Here is an 18,405-nt window from a genome sequence, read left to right as displayed (position 1 = left end):
TTTTACATTAAAGTTTGTTAAGTTTTTTAAAATGAATTTTATTTCAAAAGAAAGATACTAAAACATTGTTATAAAGGTCTTTACGGGCTTATTTGTCTTATCTGTCAATACTATATTTCTAAAATTTAGAGATTACTATATAATAGCTGCAGCGTATGAAAATCAGAAGAACCGTTAAAGTATTTATGAAGCACTTCCTGAAAAATAGTTTCTGTATTTTGAACGCTGGCAAACAAAGTCATGCACGATTGAAGATTTTCTATATCTATGCTTTCAAAGATATCAGAAACATTTTCTTCCTTTTTGATAAGTTCAGAAGTGATTTCTATAAGGTGTTTTCCTAAAATCGGGTGTTCAAAAAAAGCAATTGCCTCATCGGCATTTTTGATTTCGTAAAATTTGGATGTATCATTAGAACCCATTCCTTTTATCTGCGGAAATATAAACCACATCCAAGGAGATTCTTTTTTACCTTTCTTTATTTCGTCTAGAGCTGTCAAATACAATTTGTTCTGAGCATCTAAAAAACGAAGCAGTCCGTTATTGTTGTAGGCCATTACTTACTGATGTTTATTTGGGATATCAGGTCATAAATCTAGTCAAAATTTGTTTAGTTGTACAAGGCCTAATTCATTTTTTGAAAGCACTTTTTAACATTTTAAACGGAATAATTTAGAAAAGGTATTATCTGTAAAATTTTATAAAACAATTTTGTGTTTGTAAATAAAAGCGTACTAATAAAAGTTTTTATTGTTATAAAAACCAATTTTAATTGGCAGTTCTGTTATGATTTTCCTATTTTTATGAACAGACGGTTCTAAAACCTTCACAAAAAAAAAAGAATTGATATTGACCACCTTACAATATCAATATTTTCAACCGGGCAAGCTTCGCCCATAAAAAAAATAAATGCTTATGAAAATAGGATTAATCGGATTCGGAAAAACTGGAAAATCAGTAGCTTCAATATTATTAGAAAATAAAAAATTCTGTTTAGAATGGGTTTTACGTCAAAGTACGGTTTTAGAACACAGATCGGTTCCAGAATTTTTTGGAGTGCAGTCAGAAGAACCCGGCTTAATTTATTCTAGTTCAAAAACATCTATTGAAGAATTATTAGAAAAACATCCCGTTGATGTCATTATAGATTTTTCGTCGCATCAAGGAATATATACGTATGGAGAAGTAGCTGCAAAAAAGCAAGTAAAAATTATTTCTGCAATTTCTCATTATAAAGATAAAGAGCTTGCCTTTCTAAAAAAGCTTTCGAAAAAGACTACTGTATTTTGGTCGCCAAATATTACTTTGGGAGTCAACTATTTATTGTTTGCAGCCAAGTTTTTAAAGAAAATTGCACCTTGGGTGGATATTGAAGTGAACGAAGAACATTTTAAAACGAAACAAGGAACATCTGGAACAGCAGTAAAAATAGCAGAAGCGCTTGATGTAGATAAAGAAAACATCAATTCGGTTAGGGCAGGAGGAATTGTAGGTAAACATGAAGTTATTTTTGGTTTTCCTTTTCAAACCGTGCGTTTAATTCACGAATCAATTTCAAGAGAAGCTTTTGGAAACGGAGTTATTTTTGTGGCTGAAAATCTTAAAGAGAAAGAAAAAGGGTTATATAATTTTGAAGATATCCTGACGCCTTATTTTACGGTTTAAGTTTTTTTTGCCACAAAGGCGCTAAGACACAAAGTTTTTTTATTGAAAAATGTTGGTGCGGTTTGTCTTCCTGAGCGGAGTCGAAGGATAAACGCAATGTATTTAGAGTATATTTAATCTCGCAAAGACGCTAAGGCGCAAAGTTTTAAACGAAAAGCTTTGCGCCTTAGAGCCTTAGCGGCAAAAAAAAACTTACTTCCTAAAAGTCAAAGCCTTCATGTATTCTAAATTCATTTTGGCAATTGAAAGCACCGAAATTGCCTGTGGACATTCGATTTCGCACGCTCTTGTATCCGAACAAGCTCCAAAACCTTCTTCATCCATTTGTTTTACCATAGAAACAGCACGTTTGGGCGCTTCTAATTTTCCTTGCGGTAAAAGTGCTAGATGCGTTATTTTGGCGCCCACAAATAGGGCAGCGCTGGCATTTTTGCAAGAAGCTACACAAGCTCCGCATCCTATGCAGGCAGCGGCATCAAAAGCGGCTTCGGCGGTTTCATACGAGATCGGAATACTGTTTGCTTCTGGCGCCTGACCTGTTGAAGCACCAATAAAACCTCCCGAAGCGATAATAGAATCAAATGCTTTGCGGTCAATTTTTAAATCGCGTAAAACGGGAAAAGCTTTTGCGCGAAAAGGCTCAATATAAATGGTGTCACCATCTTTAAAACTCCTCATGTGAAGCTGGCAGGTTGTAGTGTTTTTAAGAGGTCCGTGAGCACGTCCGTTAATCATGACCCCACATTGTCCGCAGATTCCTTCACGACAGTCATGGTCAAATTCTATTACGCGTTCGCCATTTTGAATAAGAGATTCGTTCAAAAGATCCAGCATTTCTAGAAACGACATATGTTCTGACACTCCATCAATTTCATAATCGGTCATTTCTCCTTTTGAAGAAGAATTAAACTGTCGCCATATTTTTAGATAAAGTTTCATAGATAATTATGAGTTATGAATTAATAATTTACAATTTACAATTCACCATTTTATTTATAGCTTCTCACTGCAAGTTCTACCGCTTCAAATTTTAGAGGTTCTTTATGGAGTTCAGGTTCGTTATTTAAACCTTTCCATTCCCAGGCAGATACATAACAGAATTCATCATCGTTTCGGACGGCCTCGCCGTCAACAGTTTGATATTCTTCTCTAAAGTGTGCACCGCAAGATTCTTCACGCTGTAAGGCATCGTAACACATTAATTCGGCCAATTCTATATAATCTGCAATCCGTCCAGCTTTTTCAAGTTCGCTGTTTAAAGTGTTATCGCCAGTAATTCTGAGATCTTTTTCAAATGAAGCTTTGAGTTCTCGAATTTCGACTATTGCTTCTTCCAGTTTTTCTCTGCTTCGTGAAAGACCGCAATTTTCGTAAAGAAGACGTCCTATTTTTTTATGGAAATAATCTGCAGAAAGTGTTCCGTTGGTATGTAAAAAGCGATCCAGCTGTCTTCTCACAGTTTTTTCAGCTTCTTCAAATGCGGGATGCGAAATATCAGGTTTAGGCAAATTCAATTCGCCTGCCAAATAGTTCGGAATAGTGTAGGGAGCAATAAAATAACCATCGACACAAGCCTGAAGCAGTGAATTTGCCCCAAGACGATTTGCTCCATGATCGGCAAAATTGGCTTCACCTAAAGCAAACAAGCCTGGAATCGTAGTCATAAGCTCATAATCGACCCAAAGTCCGCCCATTGTAAAATGCGCTGAAGGCGAAATCAGCATTGGTTCTTTGTAAGCGTTTATTCCTGTAATCTTTTCGTACATAGCAAAAAGATTACTGTATTTGGCTTCTATTTTATCTTTTCCCTGCGCTTTTATGGCATCTGAGAAATCGAGATAGATTGCATTTTTCATAGGTCCAACGCCATGACCGGCATCAATTCTTTCTTTTGCGGCTCTTGACGAAATATCTCTAGGAGCAAGATTTCCGAAAGAAGGATAACGGCGTTCTAAATAATAATCACGTTCTTCTTCTGGAATGGCATTTGCATTTCGGTCGTCTGCGGCTTTTTTGGGAACCCAAATACGTCCGTCATTTCGAAGCGATTCCGACATTAAGGTCAGTTTCGATTGATTTTCACCATGCTGTGGCAATGAAGTAGGATGAAATTGAATCCAGCTTACACCAGCCATAAATGCGCCTTTTTTGTGTGCTCTCCATACGGCAGAGCTGTTGCAGCCCATCGCCAGAGTCGATAAATAATATACTTTTCCGTAACCGCCAGAAGCCAGTACAACGGCGTCTGCAGCATGACGCTCTAATTTTCCTGTTTCAAGATTTCTTGTAATTATGCCTTTGGCTTTGCCATCAATAACAACCAATTCCAGCATTTCATGACGGGTATATAATGCTACTTTTCCTAAAGCATTTTGACGTTCTAAAGCTTGATAAGCACCCAATAAAAGCTGCTGTCCGGTTTGGCCTCTGGCATAAAAAGTTCGAGAAACCTGAACACCTCCAAAAGATCTGTTATTTAAATAGCCAGCATATTCGCGGGCAAAAGGAACGCCTTGTGCTACAGCATGATCAATTAAAGCGGCAGAACATTCGGCTAAACGATATACATTGGCCTCACGAGATCTAAAATCGCCGCCTTTAATGGTGTCATAAAACATTCTGAAAGTACTATCGCCATCATTTTTGTAGTTTTTGGCAGCATTTACACCACCTTGTGCAGCAACAGAATGTGCACGTCTAGGAGAGTCTTGAAAACAAAAAGACTTAATATTATAGCCTTGTTCTGCCAAGGATGCAGCGCATGAAGCTCCTGCAAGACCTGTACCAACGACTATAATATTAAGCTTTTTTCTATTTGCCGGATTTACCAGTTTGGCTTTCGATTTATAAGTACTCCATTTTTCTGAAAGTGGTCCTTCGGGTATTTTTGATTCCATCATTTTTATTATTTTAAAATGAACTGATGCAAAACTTTAAAAGCAACTATACTTTAGGGACTCTAATATACTATAAAAATCTTATAAAATGAAATTATTGTTTGCTGATTATCATGGCTTTACTGGTTGTGTCTGATTTTATGAAATAAATGCCTGCAGGATATTCTGAGATTGAAATAACATTTCCTGTTCCCTGTTTAATTTTACTTCCTGTAACTGAATAAATAGTCCATTCTAGCTCTTTTGATAAATGAAATATTCCTTTTGAAGGATTTGGATAAATGATAATTTTATTGGATTCTGCATCTGGATTTTCTACTCCAAGATTACAATTATGGACGTCATAAGTAACTTTTTTTGTGTTGCTTCCATTTGAATTAGTAACAGTTAAAGAAATTTCTCGATCTCCTTCTGTAGAAAAAATAACAGAATGCGGACCAATTCCAGTTGCAGTTTGCGGTTGCGCTCCAGCGCCAAAATTCCATGAATAAGAATCAACAGTGCCTACAGAAACCGAAGTAAAGGTGACAGCAGTATTCAAACATCCCATTTGCGGACTGTATTCAAAATCGGCAATAGGAGCAGTGGTGCTTCCTGAAAGGACAAATTCCATTTTATTGACATTGATATCATTTTCTTCAAAATATAAAGTGATCACATGAGTTCCTTGTGTCAAAGCTATATTAGGAATTGCGACAGTCTGCCAGTTCTGAAAACCTCCTGTATTAGGTATATTGACAGTTCCAGTTAGGTTTGTGCCATCTACTTTTAAATGTAGTTTTCTGGTGTTGTAAGGAGTAGCAATTCTTAAATTTATCGCGTAATTTCCTGTTGTATTTACTTTGGCGGTATATTTCAGCCATTCATCTTTTACGACATAAGCCAAATTGAATCCGCCTTCGTTACAAGCTTCAGTTCCAACACGGTCGCCTGGTCTGTAAGCCGTATCTCCGCCAGCATTGATATCGAAAATAGCTTCTGGGCCAATATCATAATTTTCGGCTTCTATAATTCCAGGTATTTGCGCAATTATTCCCTGATAAGGTGCATTTTGAAGTGTAGTTGGGGTATAAAATGCGGTATAGGTAATTGCTCCTGAGGCTGGAGCCTTAAAGGTTTGATTGGCCGTTCCGCCTTGACTCCAATGATCAAAATCATAGCGGATATTGCCTACATACTGTGGTGTTGGCGCGTTTAGAGTCTGTAAAGCAGCATTGGCTACAACTTGTTTTGTAGAAGGCGCAGTAACTGGTTTTTGGTTGAATTCTAAATTTAGGGGCACTGGCGAACTTGCTGCCGTAACGTCAACCAAATTCGGTTTAATGTCTACAAAACTTGTTGCCGTCAATCCGTTGCTATCGGTTACTTTTACCGTAAAGCGATACCAAACATTTGGTGTTTTTTCGCCTTGGTTAGAAGCCGTAAAATTGCCTGATTTTATACCCTGTGGACTTGCTCCTGGATGCGAATGTCCTGCTCCTGGAACGTCTTCGTGAAAAAGATCCATGCTCCACGAAAAAGCACTTGCAGGTAGTGCTCCGTCTTCAACATCATTAGCTGTGGCTTCGAAATAAATAATATCGTCAGCATTCCATTTTAATGTTGGTAATGGAGAAACAATAGAAACCGTAGGTGCATTGCTAAATGGCGTTACCGTTAATACTGCTTGATTACTGGTTACATTTCCCGCGGTATTGGTGACTATGACTCTATAATTTCCGGCATTTGCTGTTGTTACGTTTGGAATGGTAAAACTTGCACCAGTTGCCCCACTTATATTGGCATTATTATATTGCCATTGATAGGTTAAACCAGTTCCGCTTGCAGAAACTGTAAAAGTCACGGGATTGGTTTCCATTATAGATTGAGAAAGCGGATGGTTTACGATTGTTGGTGCTGCAGTTTCTATATAATCCAGCTTAATCAGCGAACCATTATTTCCATAAGCGCAATAATAAATATAACCGTCATTGCCTAACATCATTCCAAGAGCCTGCTGTTGCGGAGCTGTAAAAAAGACCGTAGAAACGGGATCGGTAACATTTGGATCAAACGATCTGATTTCTGTTCGAACAAAATCTTTAATGATAAATTTTCCTTGAAGATTTGGATAACGAGATATTGCAGGATTATAAAGTACGCCATTAGTCAAAGCATTTCCGATACTTCCAGTGGCATATGTAAAGATTGGATTGGTAAATAAGTTGGTTTCGGTTTGTTTTCCATCGCCTCCCTGCGGATGGCCCCAAGCATAATTACGGATGGCAGGATTACTGATTTCGTTTACTTCTTCCCACGAAGTTCCAACGTCTAAGACAAATAGTTTGTTGGCAGTTTCATTGGCTACTAATCTCCAAGGGTTTCTAAAACCGTACACCCAAATGCTTTGTCTTTGTATAGAACCGCTTCCATAATAAGGATTTCCTGGCGCTGGCTGTCCGTCTTCAGTCAAGCGGAGAATTTTTCCTTTGTAAGTATCCAAGTCCTGTGAATTTGTATTCAGCTGACTATCACCGACTGTTACATAAAGATAGCCGTTAAAAAATTTCAGGTCACCACCATTATGAAAACCCTCACCAATGGGTTCCAAAAGCAAGATTTCCTGCCTATTGATTACTTGGTTGTTAGCGTCAATCTTAATTCTTTCAATTCTATGTCGAATTACATTTGCTTCATTTATAGAGTAAAAAACATAAATGTAGCCATTTGCAGCAAAGTTTGGATGCAAGGTTAGTCCAAGCAAACCTTGTTCTTTGTCTGTAACAGTTGTTACAGTAAAAACAGTAGAAACTGCATTATTTTGGAATACTTTTACAATACCCGCTCTTTCTGCTATAAAAATTCTTCCGTCAGAAGATTGTTCTAGAGCAAGCCCTTCTTTTATTACTGCTGTAGGAGCAAGGTTCTGGGTAATGTATTGTGAGTAAGATAAGGAGTAAATAAATAAAACAGCAATAGATAATAATTGCCTAAATCGCTTTTGAATTTTAAATAGTAGATTTTTTCTCATAATTATTCAGAAATTTTATAGGTTTGGGTACTCAAATTTAACCCTTTTCTGTATAATTACTTAAAATTCAGATGTTATGTTTTTCTGAGAGGTGCTGATCGTAGCGCAATAATCAAGAATAATTGATAGTTACGATTATGCTGTAAAGTTTTTGTAGTGTTTTAGATGCTGTAAAAACAACTTGAAAAACATTACTTTCCTATAATTTCCTTACGATGTAAAGTTCCCCATTCATTTAACGCACTAATTACTTTATATAAGGTATGACTGTGTTCTGTTCTTGCATATTCAACAGTTGGCGGAAACGTATCATAGACAGTTCTAATAACTAATTTGTTTATCTCTAGATCTTTAAGTTCTTTAGAAAGCATTTTGTCAGTAATTCCGTTTATGTCTCTAGAGATTTCCTTGAAGCGTTTTGGTCTGTTTGATAACGCAATCAAAATAGGTAATTTCCATCTGCCGCTTAAAACTTCCAAAGCATCTCTTACCGGTAATAATGCGGCAAGGCATCCTTCCTGTTCGCACCCCATTTCTTTTGTTATTTCGGCCTTTGTTTTCATATGTTTTGCTTTACTATCCTCAATTATAGCGCTATCCTCGAGGATAGTACTATAAAATGTATAGCAAATGTAAATAAGTTTGCTTTGTAAACAAATAATATTAAAAATAATGAGCCAAAAAATTCTAAAAATTATTACAAGTACAAATGGAGAAAATTCATTTAGCACTAAATTGTCAGATGCGATTATCGAGAAGTTGGCATTACTAAATCCTAATAGTCAAGTACAAACGTTGGATTTAACTAAAACACCATTGCCGTATTTGACAGATGCTCATATAAGCGCCATTTACGCTCCTGCAGAAACACATACGCCAGAGCAGATTGCTGCAATTAAATATTCTGATGAAGCAATAAAAAACTTGCTAGAATCTGATATTATTGTAATTGGTGTTCCTTTATATAACTTTGGAATTCCTGCGGTTTTAAAAGGATGGATAGACCAAATTGCAAGAGCTGGAAAAACGTTTAGTTATGGTGCCGAAGGAATAATAGGTTTAGTAACCAATAAAAAAGTCTATTTGTCAATAGCATCAGGATCTATTTTTTCTGAAGGACCAATGAAAAGCTATGATTTCACAGAATCGTATTTACGAACTGTATTTGGCTTTTTGGGAATGACAGATGTTACCACTTTTAGAGTAGAAGGAACCGCAATTTCAGACTTTGCCGCAAATGCGTTGCCAAAGGCATTGTCTTCTGTTGAAGAATTTGCTTTTTAAGAAAATCAAAAAAAATCTGCAAAATCTGCGTGGAAAAAATACTCCAGCAGATTTAGCAGATTTTTATGGTGAAAACTAAATAATGTTAAGTGTTATTTCTCAATTATCATCGTTACTCCTTGTCCGCCAGCGGCACAGATAGAAATTAACCCTTTTCCCGAACCTTTTTCATTCAATAATTTCGCCATTACACCAATAATTCTTCCCCCAGTTGCAGCAAATGGATGGGCGGCGGCCAAACTGCTTCCTTTTACATTTAGTTTATTTCGGTCAATAGCTCCCAAAGTTTTCTTCAAACCTATTTCGGCACTTAATTCTGGGCTCTCCCAAATTTTTAGAGTTGCTAAAGTTTGAGCGGCAAAAGCTTCATGAATCTCATAATAGTCAAAATCTTGCAGGTTTAATTCTGCTTTTTCCAACATTCTCGAGGCAGCAAACAAAGGCGCTAACAAAAGATTCTGCTGATTTTTAACATATTCTATTGCGGCAATTTCACCAAAAGTAATATATGCTAAAATAGGAAGTCCTTGTTCTTTTGCCCATTCTTCGCTAGCCAGAAGAACACAAGAAGCTCCGTCTGTTAAAGGAGTTGAATTTCCTGCTGTAAGAGTTCCGTTTACTTTATCGAAAGCTGGTTTTAATTTGGCTAATTTTTCAATTGTGCTGTCTCTTCTAAGGTTGTTATCTTTTTCTAAACCATTAAAAGGAGTAATCATATCGTCAAAAAATCCTTCATCATATGCTTTTGCCATATTTAGGTGACTTTTTAAAGCAAACTCATCTTGTTCTTCGCGTGATATTTTATAATATTTCGCAGTAATTTCAGTATGTCCACCCATAGAAAGTCCAGTTTGCGATTCTTCATTTCTAGGAACTAATGGAGATAAATCTTTTGGACGAAGTTTTAAAAAAGTTTTAATTTTTCCACCTAACGATTTGGCTTGCCTTGCTTCTAAAAGAATTTTTCTCAGTTTTTCACTCACAGCAATCGGCATATCACTGATAGAATCTACACCGCCAGCAATTCCAGAATCAATTTGACCGAGAGCAATTTTATTGGCAATGTAAATAGCGCTTTCAATTCCCGTATCACAAGCTTGCTGCAAATCACATGCGGGTGTAGCGGGGTCAAGGCTGGTCTGCATCACGCATTCGCGAATCAAATTATTGTCGTAAGTATGTTTGATTACGGCGCCTCCGGCAACTTCACCTAATAATTTTCCTTTCAGATTGTATTTATCAATAAGACCATTGAGAGATGCTGTCATCATTTCTTTGTTTCCGACATTAGAATACGCTGTATTGGCTCTCGCAAAAGGAATTCTGTTATAGCCTACAATGGCCACTTTTCTTATGGTATTTGGTTTCATATCAGGAAGTTATTTGTTTGTGGTTTTTGAAATTTAGAAGTATAAAGATAGAAATAGATTTCGTTTTGAAACTTAATGTAGATTAATATTATCAGGAAATAACCTAGTAACTCTGTTTTTAAATTTATTCCGACTTATTTAGTATAATTTGTTGTATTTATTTAGAATGAATTAAAATAATTTGGATAAGTTGAGATTTGCACATACTTTTGTCGCTCAATATAAAATCAAAACCAAATGAAAATAATTATTAATGCCAGAGTTTACCTTTTTGTGCTGTTTTTGAGCTCATTAAATATGATGGCACAACAGCTTGGAACTGTAAACGGGAAAGTTTCTTTAAGTGGCAATAAACCTGCAGAAAACATTGCTGTAGCTTTAAAAGGAACTAAATATTCAGACATTACAACTGTTTCAGGACATTATGAAATTAAAAATGTAAAACCAGGAACATACACTATCGTATTAAATGGAGTAGGAATTCAGTCTGTTGAGGATAAAATTGTAGTAAATTCTAAACAAACTACGACTAAGAATTTTACTCTTTCCGAAAGTCAGGAAGATCTTGACGAAGTGGTAATTAAAAAGAATAAATACAAACAAGACAAACCTTCATTGTCTTTGCGTCTTCAGACTCCAGTTTTAGAAATTCCTCAAAACATACAAATTGTAAGCGGACAGACTTTAAAAGACCAGCAGATTACGAGCATGAGTGACGGTGTGATTCGTAACGTGAGTGGTGCTGTACGTTTGGAGCATTGGGGAGATTTGTATACGAATATTACAATGAGAGGTTCTCAAATTCAAGCTTTTAGGAACGGATTTAACGTGGTTTCTTCGTTTTGGGGACCATTAACTGAAGATATGAGTTTTGTAGATCATATCGAGTTTGTAAAAGGTCCTGCTGGTTTCATGCTTTCAAGCGGTGACCCAAGCGGATTATACAACGTGGTGACTAAAAAGCCTACGGGAGTAACAAAAGGCGAAGTAAGTGTACTTGGCGGAAGCTACGATTTTTATAGAGTAAGCCTCGATCTTGACGGAAAATTAGATAAAAAAGGAAAATTATTATACAGATTTAACGGAGCTGCACAAAAGAAAGGATCATTCCGTCCGTTTGAGCATAACGACCGTTACGTAATTGCGCCTGTAATTTCTTATCAGATTGATGATAAAACAAAATTGACATTTGAATACAACTTTCAATATGCAAATATGACCGAAGTAGGTTCTTACTATGTTTTTGGACCACAAGCAGGAGGTTATGCAACTTTGCCTCGTAATTTTACCATGACACAGCCTGGATTGCCAGATACTAATATTCAAGATCATAGTGGTTATCTGCAGTTTGAACATAAATTTGATGAAAATTGGAAACTTACAGCTCAAACGTCTTATTTTAAGTATATTCAGCAAGGATATAGTTCGTGGCCAAGTTTAGTTGGACCAGCTGAAATTGATACGGATGGTGACAAGATTTCGGATGTTTTTCTTGATAAAGGAGATATCATTAGAAATGTTGGTATTTGGGATGCAGATAGCAATATGTATTTAGGACAGATTTTTGTGAATGGAAAATTCAATACTGGAAATGTCTCTCATAAACTATTAGGTGGAGTAGATTTAGGAAGCAAAGATTATATGGCAGATTGGGGACAATCTCATGATTTGGATACTTATGATAATCCGTTTAATGTTTATAATCCAAATTATGATACGCCTTCAAATGGTTTTCCGCAATTTGATCACGATACCCCTTTAAGCCAAAGAGCAGGCGGACTTTACGGTTCAAAGTATGCGGCTGCATATGTTCAGGATGAACTTGGTTTTTTTGAGAATAAATTGAGATTGACTCTTGCTGCCCGATATACTTGGATTAGCCAGACTAGCAGTTATGAGCCAACAAAGTCAGACAGTCATATTACTCCACGTTTTGGAGCAAGTTATTCTATAACAGATAGTTTTGCAATATATGGCTTGTATGATCAGGCTTTTTTACCACAAATAGGTAATGTTGCACCAGGACAGGAAATTAAGCCTTTGACTGGAAATAATATTGAATTTGGTCTTAAAAAAGATTGGTTTGATGGCTCATGGAGTACTTCTTTATCGGTATACAATATTTTAAAGAAAAACGAATTGACTGCGGATCCTACAAGTAATCCGAGCAACCCAGTTAGTGTTGTATTAGGTGAGAAAAGAGCGCAGGGTGTCGAATTTGATGTGAGAGGAAAAATTGTTGATGGTTTAAATCTTATTGCTAATTATGCTTTTACTGAATCGATTGTACTTAACTCAAACGTTTCGACTATAAAAGAAGGTTCTGTTGTTCCTGGTTATGCAAAACATACAGCAAATGCATGGTTAAATTACACGCTTCAGCATGGAAAATTAAAAGGTTTTGGTGCTTCTCTTGGAGGAACTTTCCTTGACGGACGCCAAACAGATACTTGGAGTGAAGGTCTTCAAAAATTACCTTCTTACTTTAAATTGGATGGAGGTTTATCTTATGAAACCGGTAAAATCAAAGTTACTGCAAACGTATTCAATATTTTAGATAAATATTTATATAGCGGTTCATTCTACAGTTGGTTAAATGCTTACTACTGGCAGGCTGAAGCTCCAAGAAATTTTAGAGTTGGTGTTGCTTATAAATTCTAAATAAAGGTTCAAAGGGACAAAGGTTCAGGGGTTCAAAGAAAGATTCTGAAATATTGTCCTTTTGGATTGCCTCCAATTTTAACTGGAGGTTTGTAATTTTAAAAGTCAAAAGGCTTTAGCTAAACTAGAGATGTTTGGCTAAAGCCTTTAATTTTGGCTTATAATTTCATCCAGCTAAAGCTGGACGCTATTTAATTTCTAAAAAATCCTTTTAATCTGTGTATCCCGATAGCTATCGGGAGTGGCTTTAAAAAAAATCTTTGCGTCTTTGCTCCCGATATTTATTGGGATTGCGAGAATATAATTATGCCTTCTTAATCAACGGAATCAATTTTGTTCCAATCAATTCAATGGCATTCATTAATTGTTTGTGTGTCAATCCTGCATTGTCCATCTGGAAAGTGAATCGATCCACCCCGCCAAGTGCTTCGCTATGACGCAAAATTTTCTCCGCCGCTCTTTCGGGACTTCCGACTATTAGAACGCCTAAATCATCAATTAAACCGTCAAATTTGCCTTTGGTTACAGGAGGCCAGCCTCTTTCATATCCTAATTTTGTCCATAATTCGGCGTAACCTGGATAATATTCTTCGATTGCTTTTTCTGTTGTTGTTCCAACATAACCAGGCGAATGCAAGCCAACTTTTAATTCATTAGGTTTATATCCTGCGGCTTTTCCTGCTTCTCTATACAAATCTATTAAAGGTTTAAAACGATGTGTTTGTCCGCCAATAACTGCAACCATTAACGGAAGTCCCAACGAACCCGCTCTGATAAAAGATTCTGGAGTTCCGCCAACTCCAAGCCAAATGGGTAATTTTTCTTGTAAAGCTCTTGGGTAAACAGGTAAGTTATTTAAAGTAGGGCGGAATTTCCCTTCCCAAGAAACAAATTCATTGTCTCTAATTTGAAGAAGAAGTTCGAGCTTTTCTTTAAACAGAGCATCATAATCCCTCAAATCATATCCAAAAAGGGGATAAGCTTCAATGGCAGATCCTCTTCCTACAACAATTTCAGTTCTTCCTTTTGAAATTAAATCTAAAGTCGCAAAACTCTGATAAACTCTAACAGGATCTGCTGCACTTAAAACGGTTACAGCACTTGAGAGTCGAATATTTTTTGTCCTTGCCGCCGCTGCACTTAAAATAACAGCCGTAGCAGAATCTAAAAATTCTTTTTTGTGATGTTCACCAATTCCAAAAACATCAAGTCCAGCCTGATCTGCAAATTCGATTCTCTGCAAAAGCTGCTCCATAGCGTCAACGCTGCTCAGCGTGTTGTTGTCGCCATACATTGCCGAAGCAAAACTGTCTATTCCTATTTCCATAAGCTTAATTTTAAATTCCAATATTGGGAAATTCCAAATTCCAAATTTCAAAATCTAAAATCTGCAATCTAAAATCTACAATTATCTAGTGTGAGAAACCAAATGAAATACTGATAATAATAATCGCAATAACAATTAATGTAATGCCGACATATAAATAATCTTTTTCTAATAAAAACGAAAATAGCGAAAGCAAAACACGTAAAACAGGCGTAAGGAAAAGCAAAATAATACCAGTAAATATTAAGGATTCACCATTTCCTTGAATTGCACCATTGTAAACAGCCGTAATCACTTCAAATATATTTCTATCATTTTCTTTAAAAACAGAATAGTCTTCAATCTGACTTCCGTTGTGAATCAAATATACAATTCCGCCAATAAAAGCTACTGACAGTGAAATCCAAACTCCGTAACGAAGCAAGTTTCCTATGATTGTTTGAAAATCTTTTTCTCCAAATTTTTCTTCCTGTACCATATTAGATTTTTCCATTTAGTCCGTTATAAATCATGTTTATTGCCAAAACAAAAATCAGGCAGGCAAAAAATATTCTCAATTTCTTCGGATTTGTTCGCACTAAGATTTTGGCTCCAGCCATAGCTCCAAACAAAACTCCAATTACAACTGGCATACAAATTCCAGGTTCGATATATCCTTTTTGAATATAAATTACAGAACTCGCCATCGCTGTAACACCCATCATGAAATTACTAGTTGTGGTTGAAACTTTAAACGGAACACGCATAATGTTATCCATTGCAATTACTTTAAAAGCACCAGAACCAATTCCGAGAAGACCAGACATCATTCCAGCAACGCCCATCATACTGAAACCGCCAAGCACGTTTTTAGTTCCGTATTTTATGACTTCACCATCGTGAGAAGGATAAGTTCCGTCCAATTTTAGTTTTTTAGCCAAAGGACTAGATTCTAAAACAATGTGTTCTTCTTTTTTTCGTAACGAATTAATTGCAGAAAAAATCAGCGTTAAACCGAATAAAACTGCTATAAAAGAAGTAGGGGCAATTGTAGAAAGCAAGGCACCGCAAACTGCTCCGATAGTAGTGGCGATTTCGAGAAAAATTCCCATTCTCATATTGGTAATTCCTTCTTTTACATAAGCTGCGGCTGAGCCTGAAGAAGTGGCGATAACGGAAACCAAAGCGGCTCCAATGGCATAATGGATATCGACACCGAGAATAATAGTAAGAAGCGGAATAATAATGATACCGCCTCCTAAGCCTGATAATGAACCGATAAAACCTGCTAAAAAAGCACCCAGAATCATTATAAGCGTAAAGGTAAGTATTGTCATTTAGTGATGTGTTTTTGTATTTGCTAATTTACGAATACAAATTTGTTCACGAACTTAAATATACCTTAAAAATGTTTATAGTTGATGGTTTGTAGTTTTTGGTTGGTTGTTTGTTTTAGTGTTTTTTGTTTTGACCGTTTTGAAGTTTATAGTTTTGTCAAAGCTATAGAGAGCCGTAACTATCAACAAAAAACCATCAACCAAAAACTATATTCTATTGTCAACAGCAAAAGCTGTTTTTCCAATATTAGCAAGAAGTAGAGCAGCGGCACAACTTGTCCAAACCGAATAATCGAAAGGTGCTTTTACCGAAACCGAAACGGCCATTGCAAATCCAAAAAAGAACAATAAAAAAGCAGTTCCTAAAGAGGCAAGTCTGGTTTTAAATCCAAATAATAATAGCAGACTCAACACAACCTCAAAGAAAGTTGCGGCCACGCCTAAAATTTCGGCTGTTGCTTTGTTTGCATAAGGATTTAAAGTGTTAGTGTAAACTACAAAGTTTTCCCAATTTCCCCATGCGACTCCGTTTGAACCTGGCGCTCCCCAGATTCCAAATCGATCAGCTACAGCTGAAAGCATTGTGATGGCTAAAACTATTCTTAAAATTAAACCTGCTTCTAATATGGTGATGTTTTTCATTCTGATTATTAATTTTTATTGCAATTTCATTCTGCAAATTTTATCTCAAAAAGACAAAAATCGTCGAACTGTTTTTTTTAATAACGACAGAATCATCGCCAAATTGTTTAAAATAATCGATAAAATGCATAAAAAAGGGATAGAAGTCAATCTATCCCATTTTCAATTTGTTTTGAAATTCTTATTTCAATGTCGTTTTGATCACAATTGCAGCTTGTTGTACAGCTGTTTGAATAGCAGGTACATTAGCAATCGGATTTAAAAGTCCGTAATCGTGAATCAAACCGTTGTATCTAGTTAAAGTTACAGGAACTCCAGCTTCATTAAGCTTTCTGGCATAAGCTTCACCTTCGTCTCTTAAAACATCATTTTCAGCAGTTTGAACAAGAGCAGGAGGTAAGTCTTTTAATTCTGCTAAACTAGCTTGCAATGGAGAAGCGTATTTTTCAGTTCTTTTAGCAGTATCAGGCAAGTAGTTGTCCCAGAACCATTTCATCATATTTTTAGTCAAGAAACGTCCGTTGGCATATAAATTATAAGATTCAGTTTCAAAATTAGCATCCGTTACAGGCCATAATAAAACTTGTAATTTAATATGTGGGCCTTTTTTATCTTTAGCCATTAAAGTAATCGCAGCAGTCATATTTCCGCCTACACTGTTTCCTACAACAGCAAGGTTTTTACCATCTACACCAATTTCTTTTCCGTTTTCGGCTACCCATTGTGTTGCAGCGTAAATTTCGTTAATTGCCACAGGATATTTAGCTTCTGGAGATGGCGTATAATCTGGGAAAACCGCAACGGCACCACTTTCTACAACCAAATCTCTTACTAATCGTCTGTGTGTTGGATAATCACCTAAAACCCATCCGCCGCCGTGAATAAAAATGAATACTGGCGCATTTGCTTTTGCTCCTTTAGGTTTAGTAATATGAATTTTTACTTTTAATCCGTTTTGAGAAATTACTTTTTCAGTTTCTTCGATACCAGAATAATCTACTTGAACCGATTTTTGAGCGCCTACTAAAACGTTTCTTGCATCCGTTACAGATAATTGTTCTAATGGTTTTCCGTCACCTGAATTTAATGCATTTAAAAAGCTGCGAACCTCTGTAAAGATTTCTGGGTCATTTTGCCCTTTATAAGGTCTTTCTTGTGCTGAAGCAACTGTATTTACGATTAATAATGTTGCAATAAATAAACTCTGTTGTAATACTTTAATAGTTTTCATATCTTTTATGTTTTAATCATTTATAATTTGATAGGACAAAGATATGGCGGTAATAAAGCTCTGAAAATGGATAAAAGTCTATTCTAATTGTACATTTTTCCCTTGAAGGTATTTTTTCTTGAAATTAGATGGAGTATCACCAACTTTATTGGTAAAAAGTCGGTTAAAATAGGCTGGATCTTCATATCCGAGCTGGTATGCAATCTCTTTTACGCTTAAAGAAGAATAACCCAAAAGCCTTTTTGCCTCCAGAATAATGCGGTCTTTTATAATATCGTTTGGCTGTGTCAGTTCTAAACGATTGAATTTATTAGAAAGTGTTTTAGGAGCAACGCCCAAAATATCGGCATAATCGGCAACAGTATGTTTAGTTCTGAAATGAATTTCGACCAATCGGCTGAAATCTCTAAAGAAATCCATTTCTTTTGAAGGTTCTTCGTTTAAAACACCTAATTGCTGAATTTTCCAGATTCGCGTCGCTTTAATGATAAGCTGTTTCAAATACGTTCGAATCATTTCTTCCTGAGACGAATCGGGCGAAACAAACTCTTCCTGAATCTGATTGAAAATGCCTTCAATAAACAAAACCTCTTTATCGGGTAAAGTGGTCATTGGCATTTCAAATATATTATTGAATAGCAATCCGTCGCAAGCTACTTCGGCATCGTGAATCTGTACACAATAGAAATCACGATTGTAATACATAAAATAACCCTGTTTTTTTCCTTCCTTATTAATCTGCAGATATTGATTGCTGTTGATGAAAAACAGAGAAGGACTTTTGGTTTGATATTGTTTAAAATCAATAGTAACCTGGTACTCTTCCGGAAGATATAATACTTTAATATACGCTTTGTATTCGTCGCTGTTTATTTCTTCTACAGTTTCCTGATTCAGAATTAGAAATCCCAGTTTTTTATAATTCGATTCAAATACATTATTAAGGTTCATCGCGGTTTGTTTTGGATTTTAAATTTAATGATTTTCTTTAGCGAAAGCAGC

15 protein-coding genes are annotated in these 18,405 nt (G+C 36.0%); 3 read left to right on the top strand and 12 right to left on the bottom strand.

The genetic code is table 11. The features are described 5' to 3' along the window. Positions 1-125: 125 nt before the first annotated feature. The gene (locus NU08_RS09185; RefSeq protein WP_129746840.1) at positions 126-557 is read right to left on the bottom strand and encodes a DUF1810 domain-containing protein; all 432 of its coding nucleotides are present in this window, start codon (positions 555-557) and stop codon (positions 126-128) included. A gap of 358 nt (positions 558-915) precedes the next feature. Here NU08_RS09185 and NU08_RS09180 point away from each other — a divergent pair, with 358 nt between their 5' ends. Next, positions 916-1,665, top strand: coding sequence for a 4-hydroxy-tetrahydrodipicolinate reductase (locus tag NU08_RS09180; RefSeq protein ID WP_066035249.1), 750 nt, complete (start codon positions 916-918; stop codon positions 1,663-1,665). Between the two features lie 192 nt (positions 1,666-1,857). Here NU08_RS09180 and NU08_RS09175 read toward each other — a convergent pair whose 3' ends face one another. The 4 genes from NU08_RS09175 to NU08_RS09160 form a co-directional block, all read right to left on the bottom strand. After that, complete coding sequence (locus NU08_RS09175) at positions 1,858-2,604, bottom strand: succinate dehydrogenase/fumarate reductase iron-sulfur subunit (RefSeq protein WP_129746839.1); 747 nt, start codon at positions 2,602-2,604, stop codon at positions 1,858-1,860. A 50-nt stretch (positions 2,605-2,654) separates the two neighbouring features. Then, positions 2,655-4,565 (bottom strand): fumarate reductase/succinate dehydrogenase flavoprotein subunit, encoded by a 1,911-nt coding sequence (locus tag NU08_RS09170; protein WP_129746838.1) that lies wholly within the window; start codon positions 4,563-4,565, stop codon positions 2,655-2,657. Between the two features lie 91 nt (positions 4,566-4,656). Then, positions 4,657-7,572 (bottom strand): PQQ-dependent sugar dehydrogenase, encoded by a 2,916-nt coding sequence (locus NU08_RS09165; protein ID WP_129746837.1) that lies wholly within the window; start codon positions 7,570-7,572, stop codon positions 4,657-4,659. 191 nt (positions 7,573-7,763) lie between these two features. Then, entirely contained in the window at positions 7,764-8,135 is a 372-nt protein-coding gene (locus tag NU08_RS09160; RefSeq protein WP_129746836.1) for a winged helix-turn-helix transcriptional regulator, read from the bottom strand. A gap of 109 nt (positions 8,136-8,244) precedes the next feature. Here NU08_RS09160 and NU08_RS09155 point away from each other — a divergent pair, with 109 nt between their 5' ends. Continuing rightward, positions 8,245-8,856, top strand: coding sequence for an FMN-dependent NADH-azoreductase (locus NU08_RS09155; RefSeq protein WP_129746835.1), 612 nt, complete (start codon positions 8,245-8,247; stop codon positions 8,854-8,856). A 92-nt stretch (positions 8,857-8,948) separates the two neighbouring features. On the opposite strand, the gene NU08_RS09150 is transcribed toward NU08_RS09155, so the two are convergent. After that, positions 8,949-10,226 (bottom strand): acetyl-CoA C-acetyltransferase, encoded by a 1,278-nt coding sequence (locus NU08_RS09150; RefSeq protein ID WP_129746834.1) that lies wholly within the window; start codon positions 10,224-10,226, stop codon positions 8,949-8,951. 237 nt (positions 10,227-10,463) lie between these two features. On the opposite strand from NU08_RS09150, the gene NU08_RS09145 reads away from it, so the two are divergent. After that, entirely contained in the window at positions 10,464-12,887 is a 2,424-nt protein-coding gene (locus tag NU08_RS09145; protein WP_129746833.1) for a TonB-dependent receptor, read from the top strand. Positions 12,888-13,191: 304 nt separating this feature from the next. On the opposite strand, the gene NU08_RS09140 is transcribed toward NU08_RS09145, so the two are convergent. The 6 genes from NU08_RS09140 to NU08_RS09115 all read right to left on the bottom strand — a co-directional run bounded on the left by NU08_RS09140 (position 13,192) and on the right by NU08_RS09115 (position 18,354). After that, positions 13,192-14,214, bottom strand: a complete 1,023-nt coding sequence (locus tag NU08_RS09140; protein ID WP_129746832.1) for an LLM class flavin-dependent oxidoreductase — start codon at positions 14,212-14,214, stop codon at positions 13,192-13,194. Positions 14,215-14,299: 85 nt separating this feature from the next. Further along, positions 14,300-14,707 carry a DUF1634 domain-containing protein gene (locus tag NU08_RS09135; RefSeq protein WP_129746831.1) on the bottom strand — a complete coding sequence of 136 codons (408 nt, stop codon included), beginning with the start codon at positions 14,705-14,707 and terminating at the stop codon, positions 14,300-14,302. Further along, on the bottom strand, positions 14,694-15,530 hold the full coding sequence (locus NU08_RS09130; protein ID WP_129746830.1) for a sulfite exporter TauE/SafE family protein: 837 nt from the start codon (positions 15,528-15,530) through the stop codon (positions 14,694-14,696). Before NU08_RS09130 ends, NU08_RS09135 begins: the two co-directional genes overlap by 14 nt. A 207-nt stretch (positions 15,531-15,737) precedes the next feature. Continuing rightward, complete coding sequence (locus tag NU08_RS09125) at positions 15,738-16,172, bottom strand: DoxX family membrane protein (protein WP_129746829.1); 435 nt, start codon at positions 16,170-16,172, stop codon at positions 15,738-15,740. 181 nt (positions 16,173-16,353) lie between these two features. Further along, positions 16,354-17,403 (bottom strand): alpha/beta hydrolase, encoded by a 1,050-nt coding sequence (locus tag NU08_RS09120; RefSeq protein ID WP_207214064.1) that lies wholly within the window; start codon positions 17,401-17,403, stop codon positions 16,354-16,356. A 78-nt stretch (positions 17,404-17,481) separates the two neighbouring features. After that, on the bottom strand, positions 17,482-18,354 hold the full coding sequence (locus NU08_RS09115) for a helix-turn-helix domain-containing protein (protein ID WP_129746828.1): 873 nt from the start codon (positions 18,352-18,354) through the stop codon (positions 17,482-17,484). Positions 18,355-18,405 lie beyond the last annotated feature (51 nt).

It is taken from the genome of Flavobacterium anhuiense (genome assembly GCF_004151235.1).
GTDB lineage: Bacteria > Bacteroidota > Bacteroidia > Flavobacteriales > Flavobacteriaceae > Flavobacterium > Flavobacterium anhuiense_A.
The sequence above is the reverse complement of the archived record's forward strand: the minus strand, read 5'-3'. Positions and strand labels throughout refer to the sequence as shown.